Origin of the sequence: Actinomycetospora rhizophila (genome assembly GCF_042657905.1) — a bacterium.
Classification (GTDB): Bacteria; Actinomycetota; Actinomycetes; order Mycobacteriales; family Pseudonocardiaceae; genus Actinomycetospora; species Actinomycetospora rhizophila.
The window spans coordinates 152020-169891 of sequence record NZ_JBHSKG010000006.1; the positions used below are offsets into that span (position 1 = coordinate 152020).

Genomic DNA, 17872 nt, shown 5'->3' on the forward strand with positions numbered 1-17872 from the left:
CGTCCGTCAGACGGTGCCCCCGATCGCCGACGCCACCCGGAGGTCGGCGAGGTACTCGGTGATCGCGTGGGCGCGGTCGGTCGCGTTGTCGGTCTGGACGTCCTCCACCCCGCCGCCCCAGGACGGGGCGAGCGGGCACCCGATCGCCACGGCGTCGGCCGGGCACCAGGCGTTGACCCAGCGCCCGACCGCCGGGCGCCGCGGCCCGCCGCTGAGCAGCCGCTTGGTGACGGTGTCCATGCCGAGCGGGCTGCCCGCGGTCACGAGGAGCCGGACCTCGACCGCCGGCGGCACCCGGGTGAGCAGGTCGAGCGCGACGATCGTGCCGAGGCTGTGCGACACCAGCGTGACCGGTCCGGACGTCGGGAAGGTCGCGAGGACCGTGTCGAGCACCTGGCGCCGCACCTGGTCGTCGTCGAGGTAGAGCGCGACGTCCCGGAACACCGCGGCGATGACGACGTCGTCCAGGCGGCTGCGGTTCGCGAGCCACGACAGGGCGGGCTGGAGCCCGGCGAGGAGGTCCCCGATGCCCTCCCGCGCGGTCGCCGTCGGGTGGAACCCGGCGCGGGCGGCCGCGTCCTCGATGAGCTCGGCGTAGGTGGCGCGGGCCGACGTACCGGCCGGGGCCACCTGCTCGGCCACGGTGCCCGCCGCCTGCGCGGCGGCCATCCGCTCGACGGCCGACGCGTCGGCGAGCCCGGCGAGGAGATCGCCGTAGTACGGGAACCAGACGCGCGCCGGGTCGACGGGCGGGTGGCCGACGCCGCCGAGCCCGCGGGCCAGGCCGCCCGCCCAGTCCACCCGCGACACGGCGGGGTCCTTGCCCTGCTGGGAGCGGCCGTGGAGGAACACGAGGTGCGGCGGCGTCCCCGGGACCCCGGGGAGACCGGCGCGGCCCGTGGTCTCGCGCGCCGTCCTCCACGTCTCCGTCGGCGCCGCTCCCATCAGCGCCTCGGCGCCGAGCTCGTCGAGCAGCGCCGTCTGGGCCGGCGTGCGGGCCAGCGCCCGCAGGCGCGTGAGCACCACCGAGATCCGCGCGCCCTCGTTCGCCACCCAGTCGACGGCGGCGTCGCCCATCGAGCGGTCCCACACGCGGCCGTCGACGGCGAGCCACTGGCCGGCGTCGTTCGTCCGCGGCACGCCGGAGTGGTGGAGCGCCACGACCTCCCACTGGTCGTTGAACACGGGCGACCCGGAGTTGCCCGGCTCGGTGTCGGCCTCGTAGTGCAGGAAGTCCGGGAGCTGGTCGAGCAGCCGGTTGTGGCGGACCGCGATCTCCTTGCGGCGCCCCGAGGGGTGGCCGATGACGTTCGCGGCCTCGCCGATGACGATCTTGCCTTGCTGCTTGAGCAGCCTGTTCCACCCGTACCTGTCCCCGGCCACGACACCGCTCCTCGGCGCCACGGCCACGAGGCTCGCGTCGATGTCGGCGTCGGTGAGGAAGAGCGTGTCCGGGTCGAGGTCGAACGCGGCCGGGGCCTCGGGCCGCCCGTCGGGGCCGAGCTCGAAGTCGAACTCGACGAACGACCCGCCGGCCGTCGCGGCGTCGGGCAGGACGTGGTTGTTGGTCAGCAGGAGCCGCCGGCCGACGAGGAAGCCGGTCCCCGCTCCCCCGCCCGGCAGCGAGATCCGCCCGACCGACTCGGCGATCGCCGTGCCGCGGCCGAGGAAGAGGCTCGGCTGCAGGTCGTTCTCGGCGATGATCCGCTCGAGCACGCCCTCGTGCCGCCCCGCCTGCCGCACCGCGCGCGTCCCGACGGCGTCCCCGAGGAGCCGCTCGGCCCGGGCCTCGATCTGGTCGGGATCGTCGACGACGAGCGTGCCCGTGGCCTCCTGCTTGCGCTCGGTCTCGGCCCGCTCGGGGGCACGGTGCTGGTAGCGGGCAGCGGCGCGGTCCTGCTGCTCGCGGAGGGTGGTCATGCCGCTCCTGCCTCAGGAGGGGTACGGACACTGACGCGACGTAGCCCGGTGCTCTCACTCATGCGCTTCCTCCTGCGACCGCGGTGGTGACGGCGGCGGGTGCCGCGTCGCGGGGTCCCGGGAAGAGCAGCACGTCGCCGCCCGGCTCGACCTGGACAGCATCCGTGCCGACACGGCGTCCCCCGACCTGTCCGCTCTCGACGATTCCTCTCCGTGCACGACGTCGGCAGTGGGGAGAACTCCCGCATCGGTGGGGCCGGAATGGCGGGGAGCGGGCGGCCGGGACCGAAAGTGCCTCGCGATTCTCTCCGCCCGTGATCGCGCGATCGCTCTCGGTCGTGCGTTCCGTCGGACGGCGTAGAACGCCATTCCTGCGCACCGGGGAATTCCCCCGGGTCCGACCCGAAAGGCGGCAGGACCGCGTGCGGGACCAGCGGCATCCTGTGTCCCAGCCACCACGCACGCCCCGGTGACACCACCACGGGGAGGCACGATGACCGCGACGACGGACTCACCGACCTTCGTGGGGCGGGCGACCGAGATCGAGACCCTGGCCGCGATCGCGGCGGGCCGGTGCCCGCAGCGCGTCGGGCTCGTGCGCGGGGAGCCGGGGATCGGCAAGACCGAGCTGCTGGCGCGGATCGGCGCGCGGGGTCGCACCGTGCGGGTCGCCGGCAGCGAGGCCGAGGCCCACCTGCCGTTCGCGGTCCTCGCCGACGTCGTGCTGCCGCTGCGGAGCTCGCTCGCCGCGCTGCCGGAGGTCCAGCGCGAGGCCCTCGAGGTCAGCGTCGCGCTGCGGGCCGGGCGCGCGGGCGGCTCGCTGGCGGTGTGCGCCGCGGCGCTCGGCCTGCTCGAGGCGGCGGGCGAGGCGGAGCCGCTGCTGGTGGTCGTGGACGACCTGCAGTGGGTCGACACCCCGTCGGAGGAGGTCCTGCTGTTCGTGGCCCGGCGGCTGCGCTGCGCCCGGGTCGCGCTGGTGCTCGCCACGCGTGACCGGGGGCGGACGGTGCCCGGCGCCCGCGTCGTCGACCTCGACGGGCTCGGCGCCGACGAGAGCCGCCTGCTCCTCGGCCCGCTCGCCGAGCGGCTCCCGCCGGTGGCCCTCGACCGGCTCGTCGAGGACCTCGCCGGGCACCCCCTCGCCCTCGTCGAGAACGCCCGCCACTCGACGGGCGCGCGCCGGGCGCCACGACCCGGCCCGGCGCTCGAGGCCCTGTGGACGAGCGCGCTGGAGGGTCTCCCCGACGAGGCCCGGGTGGCGGTGGCCGCCGTGGCCGCCGCCGGGTCGGCCGACGCCGACGTCGTGGACCGGGTGCTCGCCGACCTCGGGGTGTCCGCCCGCGACCAGCAGCTCGCCGAGCGCGCGGGCCTGCTGCGCGCCGACGGCGCCCGCCGTGCGCTGCGCCATCCCCTGCTGCGCCCGGTCGTCCTCGGCGCCGACCCGGCGGTGACGCGGCGGGCCCACACCGCGCTCGCCGCGCGGACCACGGGCGCGCGGCGCGCCTGGCACCTCGCCGCGACGGTGGACGGCACCGACGACGCCGTCGCCGCGCAGCTCGCGGCGGCGGCGTGCTCGGCGACCGAGCTCGGCGGGCACCGCAGCGCCGGCGAGGCGTGGGCGCGGGCCGCGCAGCTCACCACCGAGCGCCGGCACCGCGCCGAGCGCTTCCTGGCGGCCGCCCGCGAGTTCCTCCTGGCGGGCGCGCTCGACCTCGCCGCGGGGCACGCGGAGGCCGCCGCGGCGCTGGCCGGGGACGTGCGGTTCGCCGCCCGCGTCGAGGTGGTCCGGAGCCGGGCGACCGCCTGGCTCGGCGACCCCCGGCGCGCGTACGTCGACCTCGTCCGCGCCGCCGACGACGTGGCGCCGGTGGACCCCGGGACCGCGGGCGCGCTGCTCGCCGAGGCGACGATGCCGGCCGGGATGGCGGGCCGGGTCCACGCGATGCTCGACCTCGCCCGCCGCGCGACGGCGCTCGCGCCGGCGTCGGCGGGCCCCGCGCGGGTGTGCGCGCTGGTGCTGGCCGGGCAGACCGCGCCGGCGCTCGCGCTGCTCGACGGGCTCGAGGAGGGGCCGCCCCGGGACCTGCAGACGGCCGCCCAGCTCGCCCAGGTCGCCGTCCACACCGAGCGCTACGAGGACGCCGACCGGCGCGTCGGCGCCCTGCTGACCACCGGGCGCCGCCACGGCGTCGCGGCGGTCCTCGCGTACGCCCACGCGATCCGCGCCGAGCTCGACTCCTGGCGGGGGCGCTGGCCCGCGGCGCGCGCCGACGCGGTGGAGGCCCGGCAGTGGGCCGAGGAGCTGGGCGAGGCCGGCACCGCGGCGCTCGCCACGCTGATCCTGGCCCGGCTGGACGCGGCGACCGGCGCCGTCGAGGCCGCCCGCGAGAGCACCCGGCGCGTCCTGGCCGCGGTCGGCTCGCACGGCATCGACTGCCTCCAGACCTACGCGCCGGCGGTGGAGGGCCTCGCCGCCCTCGTCGCCGGCGAGACCGACGTGGCCGTCGAGCACCTCGAGCAGGCCCACCGACGGGCCCGCGCCGACGGCCTCGAGGCCGGCAACGTCGTGCCCTACGTCCCGGACCTGGTCGAGGCACTCGTCCGCAGCGGCCGGGAGGAGCGCGCCCGGGAAGTGCTCGCCTGGTGGGAGACCGGGGCGGTCCTGACCTTCCCGGCGGCGACGGCGCACCGGTGCCGCGGGTTCCTCGCCGACGACCCCGACGAGGCCGGCGCGTGCTTCAGTCGGGCCCGGGAGGTCCACGCGCGGTGCGACCAGCCCTTCGAGCGCGCGCGCACGCTGCTCGCCGAGGCCGAGTGCCTGCGCCGCCTGCGCCGCCCGACCGCGGCCCGCTCCGCCGCCCGCGACGCGCACGCCGTGTTCGTCGCCCTCGGCGCCGGGCCGTGGGCGGACCGCGCCGAGGCCGAGCTCGCGGCCGCGGGCGTGTCCTCCCCGCGGCGCGCGCCGGCGGCGGCCGCCTGGGCGGCGCTGACGCCCCAGGAGTTCCAGGTCGCGCGGGTCGTCGCGGAGGGCCGCTCCAACGACGAGGCCGCCGCGGCGCTGTTCGTCTCCCGCAAGACGGTCGAGAACCACCTCACCCGCGTCTACCGCAAGCTCGGCCTGCGGTCGCGCAGTGAGCTGGTGCGGCGGTTCCCGGTCGGGACAGGTGGCGCCGCTCGGCTATCGTGAACGATACAGAACCGGTAGCGCCGCCGGTCCCGCCACGACCCGACCGGGAGCCTCCCGTGACGCTCGAGCTCGACGACCTGCGCGTTCGCACCCTCGGCGAGTGCCGCTTCGACTCCCCCTTCGCCGAGATGCTGGCGACCAAGCGGACCTCGCCGCACTACGTCCACGAGGACGACCGTGTCCTGGTCGACGACACCGTCTCGGTGCTGCTCGCCCGCGGCGTGCCCATCGACCGGCTGCCGAGCCTCGAGGCGGCCGGCCCCCGCCGGAAGGTCTACTTCGACCCGGCGGCGACGAGCGTGGGCATCGTGACCTGTGGGGGCCTGTGCCCGGGCCTCAACGACGTCATCCGCGGCATCGTGCAGGAGCTCACCGAGCACTACGCCGTCGCCCACATCTACGGCTTCCGCAACGGCTACGCCGGGCTGACCCGCCGGCACCGCGAGCGCGTCGTGGAGCTGGACCTGCACGCCGTGCGCGACATCAACAACGACGGCGGCACGATCCTGGGCAGCTCGCGCGGCGACCAGTGCCCCGAGGAGATGGTCGACACCCTCGTCGAGCTCGGCATCGACGTCCTGTTCGTCATCGGCGGCGACGGCAGCATGCGCGGCGCCATGAAGCTCACCCGGGAGATCGACGCCCGCGGGCTCGACATCGCCGTCGTCGGGGTGCCGAAGACGATCGACAACGACCTGCCCTACACCGACCAGAGCTTCGGGTTCCAGACGGCGTTCGCGCAGGCCACCGAGTTCATCGCGTCGGTGTTCGTCGAGTCGCAGGCCGCCGAGAACGGCGTGGGCATCGTCAAGCTCATGGGGCGGCACTCGGGCTTCATCGCCTGCTACGCGGCGCTGTCGAACAACGACGCCGACTTCGTCCTCATCCCCGAGGTGCCCTTCGTCCTGGACGGCCCGAACGGGGTGCTGCGGCGGGTGGAGGACCACGTCCGGCGCCACGGGCAGGTGGTGATCGTGGTCGCCGAGGGCGCCGGCCAGGAGCTGCTCGAGCAGGAGGGGCGCACCACCGACGCCTCGGGCAACACCAAGCTCGGCGACATCGGGCTCTTCCTCAAGCAGAAGATCACCGAGCACCTCACCGAGGTCGACCTGCCGCCGACGGTGCGCTACCTCGACCCCAGCTACGCCATCCGCAGCGTCGCCGCGAACGCCTACGACAGCGTCTACTGCGTGCGCCTCGCCCACGCCGCGGTGCACGCCGGGATGGCCGGGCGCACCGACACCGTGGTCGTGCGCTGGCGTCGCCGGTTCGTGCACATCCCGATGCGGCTGATCACCTCGCACCGCAACCAGGTCGACCCCGACGGCGACCTGTGGATGTCGGTGCTCGAGGCGACGGGCCAGCCCGCGTCGTTCGGCACCTGAGGATGACGCGGCGTCATCGCCGCTAGCCCGTCCGGGCGATGTCCGCATTGCCCCGGCGACGATGGCCGTCGCACACTGTGGTGATGAGCGTCACGGTCCGGCTGGCCGGGCCGTTGCGCGTGGAGCGCGGATCGCCACCGGAGGCGCTGCGCATCGGGAGCCCCAAGGAGCGGCGGCTGCTCGCGCTGCTGGCGGCGCGCCGTCCCGCGGTGCTCACCGGCGAGCAGCTCGCGGCCGAGCTGTGGGACGGGGACGCCCCGCGCAGCCCCGCCGCCGGCGTGGCGACCCTGGTCAGCCGGCTGCGCAGCCGCCTCGAGCCCGACATCCTGCTGGGCGACCGCGGCGGGTACCGGCTCGGCGCCGCGCCGGGGGTCGTCGTCGACCTCGACGAGGCGGCGCGCCTGCTCGACGAGTCCGACCGGCGCCTCGCCGGTGCCGCGCCGGGGCTCGCGGCCAGCGCCGCCGCGGGAGCCCTGGCGCTGCTCGGGACCGGGGAACCGCTGCCGGAGGAGACCGACGAGCCGTGGGTGGCCGCGGCCCGCGACGAGTGGCGGGAGCTGCTGCGCCGTGCCCGGCACGCCGACGCCCGGGCGGCGCTGGGCACCGGGGACGCGGACCGCGCGCGGCGCGCCGCGGCCGACGCGGTGGCCGCCGACCGGTTCGACGAGACGGCCCACCGCCTGCTCATGGCCGCGCACCGGCGCGCGGGCGAGCCGTCCCGGGCGATCGAGCTCTACCACCGGCTGCGGACCGCGCTCGCCGACGAGCTCGGCGTCGCCCCTGCGCCCCGCACCCGCGAGGACTACCTCGCCCTCCTGCAGGAGCGCCCCGACCCCGACCCCGCTCCCGGCGCACCTCCCCGGTCCGCGGCGGCGTCGCACTGCGTCGGGCGTGACGACGAGGTCGCCCGCCTGACCGCGCGCTGGGAGGCGGCGTCGCGCGGGGACGCGGCGCTCGTGCTGCTCGCCGGGGAGGCGGGCATCGGCAAGACCCGGCTGGCCGGCGAGATCGCGGCGCTCGCCGCGGCGACCGGGGGCCGCGTGGCGTCGGCGCGCTGCCACGGCGCCGAGCGTTCGCTCTTCCTGCAGCCCGTCGTCGACGCGCTGGGTCCGGTGCTCGCCGGCCCGGTACCGCCGTCCCTCGCCGGCCTGTTCCCGGCGCTCGCCGACGACGAGCCCGAGGAGCGCCCGGACCCGCGGCGCGTGTTCGCGGGCGTCACGGGCCTGCTCGCCGACCTCACCGCCACCGCTCCCCTGCTGCTGCTGATCGACGACCTGCACAACGCCGGCCTCGCCACCGTCGAGCTGCTGCACTTCCTCGCCCTGCGCCCCGGCGGCGCGCGCGTCCTCGTCCTGACGACCGTGCGCGCGGAGGAGGGCGCCGACGCGCTCGCGCAGCTCGCGGCGGTCGGCGACCGCCTCGACCTCGGCCCGCTCGACGCCGCCGCGGTCACGGCCCTCGCCGAGCGGGCGGGCCGCCGGGACCTCGGGGCGACGATCCACCGCCGGACGCGCGGTCACCCGCTCTTCGTCGTCGAGACGCTCCGCGGGCTGGCCGCCGGCGACCCCGGGGTGCCCGAGTCCCTGCAGGCCGCGGTGCTCGCCCGCGTCCGGCGCCTCGGCGACGAGGTCGAGGAGCTCCTGCGCGCCGGGGCGGTCCTCGGCGCCGGGGTCGACCCCGAGGTCGCCGCCGGCCTGCTCGAGCTCGGGGTGCCCGAGATCGTCCGGCGCTGCGAGCGGGCGGCGGCCGCGCGCCTGCTCACCCCCACCGGACCGACCTACGAGTTCGCCAACGACCTCGTCCACGAGGTCCTCTACGCCACCACCCCCGCCCCGGTGCGGCGTCTGCACCACCGCCGCGCCGCCGACCTGCTCGCCGGCACCCCGGAGTCCGCCGGCACCCACGCCGCCGCGGCGCAGGACTGGCCGCGCGCCGCGCGCGCCCTGCTGCTGGCCGGCGAGACCGCGGCCGTGCGGGGCGCGATGGGCGACGCTGAGTCGCTGCACTCCCGGGCCCTCGCCGCGGCCGGGCGCGTCGCCGACCCCGAGATCACCGGGCGTGTGCTGGTCGCCCGGGCCCGCGCCCGGGAGGGCCTCGAGCGGCACGAGGAGGCGTGGAGCGACCTGCGCCGGGCCGCCGCCGCGGCCCGCGACGCCGGTGACCGCCGCCTGGAGATGGCGGTGCTGCGCCAGCTCGGCGGCGACGTCGCGATCGCGCTCGGCGTCCCGCCCGCCGAGTGCGTGACGCACCTGCGCACGGGCCTGCGCCGCGCCGCCACCCTCGGCGACCGCGGCGCCGAGGCCGACCTGCGCGGGCGCCTGGCCATCCTCGCCGCCAACGACCTGCGCTTCGGCGAGGCCGTCGAGCAGGGCCGCCGCGCCGTCGCCGCCGGCCGCGCCGCCGGCGACCACGCGCTGCTCCTGGGCCTCGACGGGCTCAAGGCCGCGTACGCCTACACCGGCATGGTCGACGAGCTCGCCGAGGTGGTCGACGAGCTCGAGCCCCTGGCCCGCCGCCTCCCCGACCGCGCCGTCCTGCAGTGGGCGGTGTTCGAGGGCTCGTTCCCCGCGATCGCCGCCGGGCGGTGGGACGAGGCCCGCGCGCGGATCGACGAGGCCCTGGCCGTGACCCGCCACTCCGGCTTCGGCGGCCACGACGCCTGGTTCCTCGCCCACCTCGGGTGGGTCGCGCGCCAGCAGGGCGACCTCGACGAGGCCGTCGACGCCGGGAGACGGGCGATGCGGCGCAACGGGGACACCGGGCACCGCTGGTGGACGCCGACCGCCTGCGCACTGTTAGCCACCACCCTGCTCGCCCGCGGCGACGTCGCCGAGGCACGGGTGCTCGCGGCGCGCGGCCTCGCGTTCGCCGGGCCGGACGCCGTCGCGGCCTGCCGCGTGCGGTGCCTGGCCGTGCTGGCCGAGGCGGGCGACGGCGAGACACCGGCGGACCTGCCCGCCCACCTGCCCGCCGACACCGCCCTGCTCGAGGCCGACCGCCTGCTCGCCGGCATCGCCGCGCCACCGGCGACGGCGTGGCTGCTCGGCGCCGACGCCTACGTCTCGGTGGCGCGCGCCTGGCTCGCGCGCGGCCGCGAGGCCCGGGCCCGCGTCACGCTCGCCCCGCTGCTCGCCGCGGCCCGCGCGCACGGGTGGCGACCCCTGACCGAGCAGCTCCTCCGGGTCACGCCGTGACGGGCGCGCAACGGCGGCGCAACGGCCCCCGCGACCGTGTCGTCGGCCGGGGCGGAGCCCGGAGGAGCCAGCGGAGGAGAGCGGCGCGATGGCCGTCGACATGGACAAGGTGATGGCGTTCGTCGGCAAGGCGGTCGCCGACGTGGGCGCGACGTTCGCGGCCGGCAGCGTCGTGCTCGGCCACCGCCTCGGGCTGTACCGCGCGCTGGCCGAGGGCCCCGCGACGCCCGAGGAGCTCGCCGCGCGGACCGACACCACCCCGCGCTACGTCGCGGAGTGGCTCGCCGGCCAGGCCGCCGGCGGCTACGTGCAGCACGCCGGGGGCGTCTACTCGCTGTGCGAGGAGCAGGCCTTCGCGCTGACCGACCCGGACGGCCCGCTCTACGTGCCCGGCGCGTTCGTGCTGGCCACCGGCATCATCCGCAGCGAGCCCCGGATCGCCGAGGCGTTCCGCACCGGCGCGGGCGTCGGGTGGCACGAGCACCACGAGGACGTGTTCCTCGGGTGCGAGTCGTTCTTCCGGGCCGGCTACATCGGCCACCTCGTCGCCGAGTGGCTGCCCGCGCTCGACGGGGTCGTGGCGAAGCTGGAGCGCGGGGCGCGCGTCGCCGACGTCGGCTGCGGCCACGGCGCGACGACGGTCCTCATGGCCGGGGCCTACCCCGCGTCGACGATCACCGGCTCGGACTACCACGACGCCTCGATCGAGGTGGCCCGCAAGCGCGCCGCCGACGCCGGCGTCGGCGACCGGACGAGCTTCGAGGTGGCGAGCGCGCAGGGCTTCGGCGGCACGGGCTACGACCTCGTCACCACCTTCGACTGCCTCCACGACATGGGCGACCCGCTCGGCGCGGCCCGGCACATCCGCGCGGCGCTCGACCCCGACGGCACCTGGATGGTCGTCGAGCCCGCGGCCGGCGACTCGGTCGACGAGAACACGAACCCCGTCGGCCGGCTGTTCTACGGCGCGTCGACGTTGTGCTGCGTGCCGGCGGCGCGGTCGCAGGAGGGCGGCTACAGCCTCGGCGCCCAGGCGGGGCCGGCGGCGCTGCGCCAGGTGGCCACGGACGCCGGGTTCACCCGCTTCCGCCGGGTCGTCGGCACGCCGCTGAACGACGTGTACGAGATCCGGCCCTAGATCCGGGACCGGGGACGAGGGGGGCGTCATGCGCGCACGGGAGCCCGACGAGGTCGGCACGATCACCCGGGACCGCGTCCGGGTCGGGTACGAGGTGTTCGAGGGGCCCGCCCCGGGCCCGACCATCGTGCTGCTGACCTCGTGGGCGATCGTGCACATGCGCCAGTGGAAGGCCCAGGTGCCGTTCCTGGCCCGCGAGTTCCGGGTCATCACCGTCGAGGGCCGGGGCAACGGCGCCGCCGACCGTCCCGCGGACCCGGAGGCGTACCGCGACACCGAGATGGTCGACGACGTCGTCGCCGTCCTCGACGCGACCGGTACCGACCGCGCGGTGGTCGTGGGGCTGTCGATGGGCGGGCGGCGGGCCCTCGAGCTCGCCGCCTGGCATCCCGACCGCGTCCTCGGGGTCGTGGCGATCGGTCCCGCGCTGCCCTGGCCGCTGCCGGACGGGTTCGACGAGGTCCGCGACACCTACGAGGGCTGGGAGAAGGCCAACCGGCACTACTGGAAGGCCGACCACCGGGGCTGGGTCGAGTTCTTCGCGTCCCGGGTCGTCACCGACGCGCACGCGACCAAGCCGTTCGAGGACATCGTCACCTGGGGCCTCGAGACCGACGCCGAGACGCTGATCGCGACGGTGCCCGGCATCGCGGAGCGCACGACGGCCGACGCGGAGGCGATCTGCCGGGCGATCCGCTGCCCGGTCCTGGTGGTGCACGGCGACGCCGACGAGGTCACGCCCTACGAGCTCGGGGTCGCGATCGCCGGGTGGACCGGCGCCACGTTCGTCACGCTGCCCGGCGCCGGCCACGCCCCGCCGCTGCGCGAGCCGGTCCGCGTCAACCTGCTGCTGCGCGACTTCGCGCGCTCGCTGGCGCCGCCGCGCCCGCGACGCACGACGTGGACGCCCGCGCGGCTGCGCCGGCCGCGGGTGCTGCTGGTCAGCTCGCCGATCGGCCTCGGCCACGCGCGCCGCGACGTCGCGATCGCCCGGGAGCTCGCGGCCGCCCGCCCCGACCTCGAGATCGACTGGCTGGCCCAGCACCCCGTCACCGAGCTGCTGGAGCGCGACGGGCTGCGGGTGCACCCGGCGAGCGCCCTGCTCGCCTCCGAGAGCGCCCACATCGAGGACGAGGCCGGCGAGCGCGACCTGCACGCCTTCCAGGCGATCCGGCGGATGGACGCGATCCTCGTGGCCAACTTCCACGTGTTCGCCGACGTCGTCGACGAGGGGCGGCACGACCTCGTCGTCGCCGACGAGAGCTGGGAGATCGACCACTTCCTGCACGAGAACCCGGAGCTCAAGCGCGCACCGTTCGCGTGGCTCACCGACTTCGTGGGCTGGCTGCCGATGCCCGACGGCGGGGCGTCCGAGGCGGCGCTGACCGCCGACCACAACGCCGAGATGGTCGAGCACGTCGCCCGACATCCGCGGCTGCGCGACCGGTCGGTGTTCGTCGGCGAGCCGGACGACCTGGTCACCGACCCGCTCGGCCCGGGGCTGCCGACCGTGCGGGACTGGACGTGCGAGCACTTCGCGTTCAGCGGCTGGGTGGCCACCGGCGCCCCGGCGTGCGACCGCGAGGAGGTGCGCGCCGAGCTCGGCTGGCGCCCCGACGAGCGCGTGTGCGTGGTGAGCGTCGGCGGGTCCGGGGTGGGCCGGGCGCTGCTGGAGCGGGTGGCGGGCGCGTTCCCGGCGATCCGTGACGCGGTGCCGGGCCTGCGCCTGGTGCTCGTCGCCGGCCCCCGCATCGACCCGGCGTCGCTGCGGGTGCCGGCCGGTGTCGAGGTGCGCGGGCACGTCCCCGACCTCGACCGTGAGCTCGCCGCCGCCGACGTCGCGGTCGTCCAGGGCGGGCTCACCACGACGATGGAGCTCGCGTGCGCGGGCGTGCCGTTCGTCTACGTGCCGCTCGAGCACCACTTCGAGCAGCAGTTCCACGTGCCGCACCGGCTCGCCCGGCTGGGCGCCGGGACCCGCCTCGACTACGCCGACGCGACGCCCGAGGTGATCGCGGCGACCGTCGCCGGCCTGCTCGCCCGGCCGCCGCGTCCCGTGACCGTCCGCGCCGACGGCGCCCGGCGGGCCGCCGCGCTCCTCGCCGAGCTGGTCAGCTGACCCCCGGAACGGAGACCGATCATGATCGAGACACCCGAGGCGTCGCCGCACCTTCGCGGCGACGCAGCGGTCCTGCCCCTGCACGACAAGTACCGCCTGAAGGCCGCGGCGCACCACGCCCGGCGCGCGCTGCCGGGCCCGCTCGGCGACCTCGTGCACCGCGAGCTGCTCGCGTACGCCGAGTTCGGCTACCGGGTCACCGCGGACGCGCTCATCCCGCGGCTGGCCGCCGACGTCCTGGCGCGGCCCGCGGCGACCGACCCGTCTAGTTGACCTTGACCAGGTCCACGACGAAGACGAGGTGGGCGTTCGGCGGGATGACACCGCCGGCGCCCTGCGCGCCGTAGCCCTGGTGCGGCGGCACGACGAGCACGCGCCGGCCGCCCTCGCGCATGCCCGAGATGCCCAGCTTGAAGCCGTCGATGACCTGGCCGAGCGGGAACTCGACCGGCGTGGCGCCGCGGCTCCACGAGGAGTCGAACTCGGTGGAGTTCGAGACCAGCCGGCCCTCGTACTGGACCTGCACGGTGTCGCGCGGGCCGGCCTCGGTGCCGCCGCCGACGACGAGGTCGGTGATGTCGAGGTCGTTCGGCAGGGTGTCGGGGGTGACCGCAGCGCCGGGCGCGCGGGTCAGGTCGTCGGTGTTGTCCACGGTGACCGCCATGCCCGCGACCCTACGGGCGGGCGGACTCCGCGCCCGCAGCGGCCGCGAGCTCCTCGTCCTCGCGGGGGTCGTGGTCGCGGCCGATGGCGAGCCCGACCGCGGAGAGCACGCAGGCGACGGCGACGTAGGCCGCGGCGGCGGCCCAGCCGAGGTCGGCGTTCAGCGAGGTCAGCAGCAGCGGGGCGAGCGCGCCGCCGAGCACGCCCGCGACGGTGTAGCCGAGCGACGAGCCGGTGGAGCGCAGTCGCGGGCTGAACTGCTCGGTGATGAACGCGGCCTGGGGGCCGTAGGCGGCCGCGTGCAGGGCGAGCCCGACGACGACGCCGAGCACGAGCAGCCCGAACGAACCGGCACCGATCAACGGGAACAGCGCGAACACCCACACGCCGATCCCGACCACGGCGGCGCAGGACACCGCGCGCCGGTTCCACCGGTCGGACAGCGCGCCGAACGCGGGCACCAGCCCCAGCTGCAGCGCCGACCCGACGAGCACCGCGGAGAGCACCGCGGCGCGCTCGAAGCCGGCGGTGCGGGTGGCGTAGGTGAGCACGTAGACCGTCAGCAGCGAGTACGCGACGTCGGGCCCGAGGCGCGAGAGGATCGCCGCGACCAGCCCGCGGGGCTGGGTGCGCAGGACCTCGCGGATCGGGCTGGCCGAGGTCTCCCCCGACTCCTGCAGCGCGCGGAACACCGGGGTGTCCTCGAGCTTGAGCCGGATCCACAGCCCGAACGCGACGAGCACCGCCGAGAGCAGGAACGCGACCCGCCAGCCCCACGACAGCAGCTGGTCGCCGGTGAGCGTGGCGGCGAGGACGGCGAACACGCCGTTGGCGAGCAGGTTGCCCGCGGGCGGGCCGATCTGCGCCGCCGACGACCAGAACCCGCGCCGCCGCGGATCCCCGAACTCGCCGGAGAGCAGCACCGCGCTGCCCCACTCGCCGCCGACCCCGACGCCCTGGGCGAAGCGCAGGAGCACGAGCACGATCGGCGCCGTCACGCCGATCGTCTCGTAGGTGGGCAGGAGCCCGATGAGCACCGTGGCCGCGCCGATCAGCAGCAGCGTCGACACCAGGACGCGCTTGCGCCCGATCGTGTCGCCGAGCCGGCCGAACACGAACCCGCCCACCGGCCGCGAGATGTACCCGACCGCGAACGTGGTGAACGCGAGCAGGACCCCGGTGAGCGGGTCCGAGCCCGGGAAGAACAGCTGCGGGAACACGAGCGCGGACGCCGTGCCGTACACGGCGAAGTCGTAGTACTCGAGCGACGTCCCCGACAGGGACGCGACGAACGCCTTACCCCTGGCCGCCATGAGAGGTCGTGTGCCCTGTCCGGGGCCAGATCACTCCTTCGGCGCGAGCCCCAGCACCGAGCGCGCCTTGGCGCCGACGGTCTGCTTGACGCCGTTGGCGATGATCGACAGGGCGTCGGGGTCCCCGGCCAGCTGGGAGCGGGCGGTGTTGAGCGCCTGCTGGATCGTCACGTGCGGCGGGACGAGCGGGATGTCCTTGTCGACCTTCGCGTCCACCACGAACGGGCGGTCGGCGGCCAGCGCCCGGTCCCACACCGCGCCGATGTGCGCGCGCTCCCGCAGCTCGACACCGTCGAGCCCGAGCAGCATCGCCCACTGCGCGTAGGGCACGTCGGGGATCGCCTGGGACTGCGGGTCGGGGGCCTCGCCGAGCATCCCGCGCGTCTCCCACGACACGTAGGACAGGTCGTCGTTGGACAGCACGAGCACGACGAAGCGCGGGTCGCTCCACTGCGCCCAGTACCGCTGCACGGTGATCAGTTCGTTGACCCCGTTCATCTGCATGGCGCCGTCGCCGACGAGCGCCACCACGGGCCGGTCGGGGTGCGCGTTCTTCGCCGCGATCGCGTACGGCATCCCGCCGCCCATCGAGAGCAGCGTCCCCGACAGCGACCCGTACTGGCGCCCGTGCAGCGTGACGTCGCGGGCGTACCAGGAGGTCGCGGTGCCGCAGTCCACGGCGAGCAGGGCGTCGTCGGGCAGGCGGTCGGAGAGCTCCCGGACGACCAGCTCCGGGTTGAGCGCGCTGGTGTGGGCGTGGGCGCGCTGCACGGAGTACTCGACCCAGGCGCTCGTCCAGCGCTCCACCTGCGCGCGCCACCCGTGGTCCTCGCGCGGGCGCAGGCGCCCGAGCAGCGCGGACAGCGTCGCCGCCGCGTCCCCGGTGAGGTTGACCTCGGTGTCGTAGCGGATGCCGCAGCGGGTGCCGTCGACGTCGATCTGCACCGCCCGCGCCTGGCCCGGCGCCGGGTAGTACTCGGTGTAGGGCATCGTCGAGCCGACGATCAGCAGCGTGTCGCACTCGCGCATGAGGTGCCACGAGGCCGTGGTCCCGAGCAGCCCGATCGCGCCGGTGACCCACGGCGAGCGCTCGTCGACGACGCCCTTGCCCAGCAGCGCGGTGGCCATGCCCGCGCCCAGGGCGTTCGCGACCTCGGTGAGCTCGCCGGACGCCCCCAGCGCGCCGGCCCCGGCGAGGATCGCGACCTTCTCCCCCGCATCGAGCACCGCCGCCGCGGCGTCCAGCGCGTCCGCCGGCGGTGTCGTGATCGTCGAGGAGGGCACCGCGGAGGTGTGGTAGTAGCCGTGGGCGTCGGGCGGCTCGGGCACCGCGTCCTTCTCCAGGACGTCCGAGGGCAGGATGACCACCGCGACCGTCCGGTCGGCCAGGGCGGTGCGGCACGCGCGGTCGACGACGTGCCGGACCTGGCTGGGGTCCTTGACCTCGGCGAGGTAGCCCGCGACGTCCGAGAAGAGCCCGGAGAGGTCCAGCTCCTGGTAGTAGCCACCGCCCTGGGCGGTCTGGGCGGTGTGCCCGACGAGCGCCACGACGGGCTGGTGGTCGAGCTTCGCGTCGTAGAGGCCGTTGAGGGCGTGCACCGCCCCGGGCCCGCTGGTGACCGCGCAGCAGCCGATCGGCGACCCGCCGTACTTCACGTCGGCGCAGGCGGCGAAGGCGGCGGTCTCCTCGTGCCGGACCTGGAAGAACTGCGCGTCCTCCTGCTCGGGCAGAGCCGTGAAGATGCCGCCGACGCCGTCGCCGGGGTAGCCGTAGAACCGGTGCACGCCCCACTGCGCGAGGCGGGCGAGGACGTGCTGGGCAACGTTCTTCGGTCCACTCACCGGGCCCGGCTACCCACGACCCCGGCGCTCACATGTCCAGCGGGGGCAGCGGGCGCAGCGGGCCGTCGAGCGGTGCGGGCGGGGTGCCGTCCGGGCCGAACGGCGAGCCGCCGAGGTCCTCGCGGCGGTGCGGCTCGAGCCAGGCCGCCGGCTCGGGGCCCAGGGGCACGATCTGCGTCGGGTTGATGCTCGTGTGCACCTGGTAGTAGTGCCGCTTGATGTGGTCGAAGTCGACCGTGTCGCCGAACCCGGGGGTCTGGTAGAGGTCGCGGGCGTAGGGCCAGAGGTGCTCGAACTCCGCGAGCTTCTGCCGGTTGCACTTGAAGTGGCCGTGGTAGACGGCGTCGAAGCGCACCAGCGTGGTGAACAGCCGGATGTCGGCCTCGGTGATGTGGTCGCCGACGAGGTAGCGCTGGTCGGCGAGCCGCTCGTCGAGCTCGTCGAGCCGGGCGAACAGGGCGGTGTACGCCTCCTCGTAGCGGCTCTGCCTCGTGGCGAACCCGGCCTTGTAGACGCCGTTGTTGACGTCGTGGAAGACGCCCTCGTTCACGGCGTCGATCTCCGCGCGCAGCTCCGGCGGGTAGAGGGTCGGCGCGCCGGGGCGCTGGTACTTCGCCCACTCGATCCCGAGGTCGACGGTGATGTGCGGGAAGTCGTTGGTGACGAGCCGCCCCGTCGACTCCTCGACGAGCGCCGGCACGCTGACGCCGTTGTCGGTGCCGTGCTCCGGGTCGCGCGCGAGGTAGGCCTCCTCGAGGTGGCGCTGGCGCAGCACCGGGTCGACGCCGTCCTCGTCGAGCGAGAAGCGCCACGACCGGTCGTCCTGCAGCGGGTCGACGATCGCCAGGGAGATCGCGTCCTCGAGCCCCATGAGGCGGCGCACGATGAGCGAGCGGTGCGCCCAGGGGCACGCCAGCGACACGACGAGGCGGTAGCGCCCCGGCTCGACCGTCCACTCGGTCTCCCCCGAGGGCTCGGCCACGATGCGGTCGGTGAACTGCGGGCCGTGCCGCCGGTAGGACCCGCTGCTGTCGGCGGAGGGGCTGTTGCCCACCGAGGTGGTCGTCGAGGTGCTCACGCCCGACCGGGTGCCCCCTGATCGGCGTCGGGC

Annotated in this window: 11 protein-coding genes; 6 read left to right on the plus strand and 5 right to left on the minus strand. The window is 76.1% G+C overall.

Features of this window, described 5'->3' with window-relative positions; all coding sequences use genetic code 11:
- Positions 1-6: 6 nt before the first annotated feature.
- Positions 7-1920, minus strand: coding sequence for a trypsin-like serine peptidase (locus ACFPK1_RS13745; RefSeq protein ID WP_378021497.1), 1914 nt, complete (start codon positions 1918-1920; stop codon positions 7-9).
- A 493-nt stretch (positions 1921-2413) separates the two neighbouring features.
- On the opposite strand from ACFPK1_RS13745, the gene ACFPK1_RS13750 reads away from it, so the two are divergent.
- The 6 genes from ACFPK1_RS13750 (at position 2414) to ACFPK1_RS13775 (ending at position 13216) form a co-directional block, all read left to right on the plus strand.
- On the plus strand, positions 2414-5107 hold the full coding sequence (locus tag ACFPK1_RS13750) for a helix-turn-helix transcriptional regulator (RefSeq protein WP_378021498.1): 2694 nt from the start codon (positions 2414-2416) through the stop codon (positions 5105-5107).
- Positions 5108-5163: 56 nt separating this feature from the next.
- Positions 5164-6492, plus strand: coding sequence for an ATP-dependent 6-phosphofructokinase (locus ACFPK1_RS13755; RefSeq protein ID WP_378021499.1), 1329 nt, complete (start codon positions 5164-5166; stop codon positions 6490-6492).
- Positions 6493-6575: 83 nt separating this feature from the next.
- Positions 6576-9686, plus strand: a complete 3111-nt coding sequence (locus ACFPK1_RS13760; RefSeq protein ID WP_378021500.1) for an ATP-binding protein — start codon at positions 6576-6578, stop codon at positions 9684-9686.
- An 88-nt stretch (positions 9687-9774) separates the two neighbouring features.
- Positions 9775-10824, plus strand: coding sequence for a class I SAM-dependent methyltransferase (locus ACFPK1_RS13765; RefSeq protein WP_378021501.1), 1050 nt, complete (start codon positions 9775-9777; stop codon positions 10822-10824).
- A 28-nt stretch (positions 10825-10852) separates the two neighbouring features.
- The gene (locus ACFPK1_RS13770; RefSeq protein WP_378021502.1) at positions 10853-12943 is read left to right on the plus strand and encodes an alpha/beta hydrolase; all 2091 of its coding nucleotides are present in this window, start codon (positions 10853-10855) and stop codon (positions 12941-12943) included.
- 21 nt (positions 12944-12964) lie between these two features.
- Entirely contained in the window at positions 12965-13216 is a 252-nt protein-coding gene (locus tag ACFPK1_RS13775) for a hypothetical protein (protein ID WP_378021503.1), read from the plus strand.
- Here the strand turns inward: ACFPK1_RS13775 and ACFPK1_RS13780 are convergent.
- The 4 genes from ACFPK1_RS13780 to ACFPK1_RS13795 are packed head-to-tail and all read right to left on the minus strand — an operon-like array spanning position 13209 to position 17815.
- On the minus strand, positions 13209-13607 hold the full coding sequence (locus ACFPK1_RS13780) for an FKBP-type peptidyl-prolyl cis-trans isomerase (protein ID WP_378021504.1): 399 nt from the start codon (positions 13605-13607) through the stop codon (positions 13209-13211). The genes ACFPK1_RS13775 and ACFPK1_RS13780 overlap by 8 nt on opposite strands.
- 10 nt (positions 13608-13617) lie before the next feature.
- Positions 13618-14919, minus strand: a complete 1302-nt coding sequence (locus ACFPK1_RS13785; RefSeq protein ID WP_378021505.1) for an MFS transporter — start codon at positions 14917-14919, stop codon at positions 13618-13620.
- Positions 14920-14949: 30 nt separating this feature from the next.
- Positions 14950-16761 carry a thiamine pyrophosphate-requiring protein gene (locus tag ACFPK1_RS13790; RefSeq protein WP_378021506.1) on the minus strand — a complete coding sequence of 604 codons (1812 nt, stop codon included), beginning with the start codon at positions 16759-16761 and terminating at the stop codon, positions 14950-14952.
- A gap of 28 nt (positions 16762-16789) precedes the next feature.
- Positions 16790-17815 carry a glutathione S-transferase family protein gene (locus ACFPK1_RS13795; RefSeq protein WP_378021645.1) on the minus strand — a complete coding sequence of 342 codons (1026 nt, stop codon included), beginning with the start codon at positions 17813-17815 and terminating at the stop codon, positions 16790-16792.
- Positions 17816-17872 lie beyond the last annotated feature (57 nt).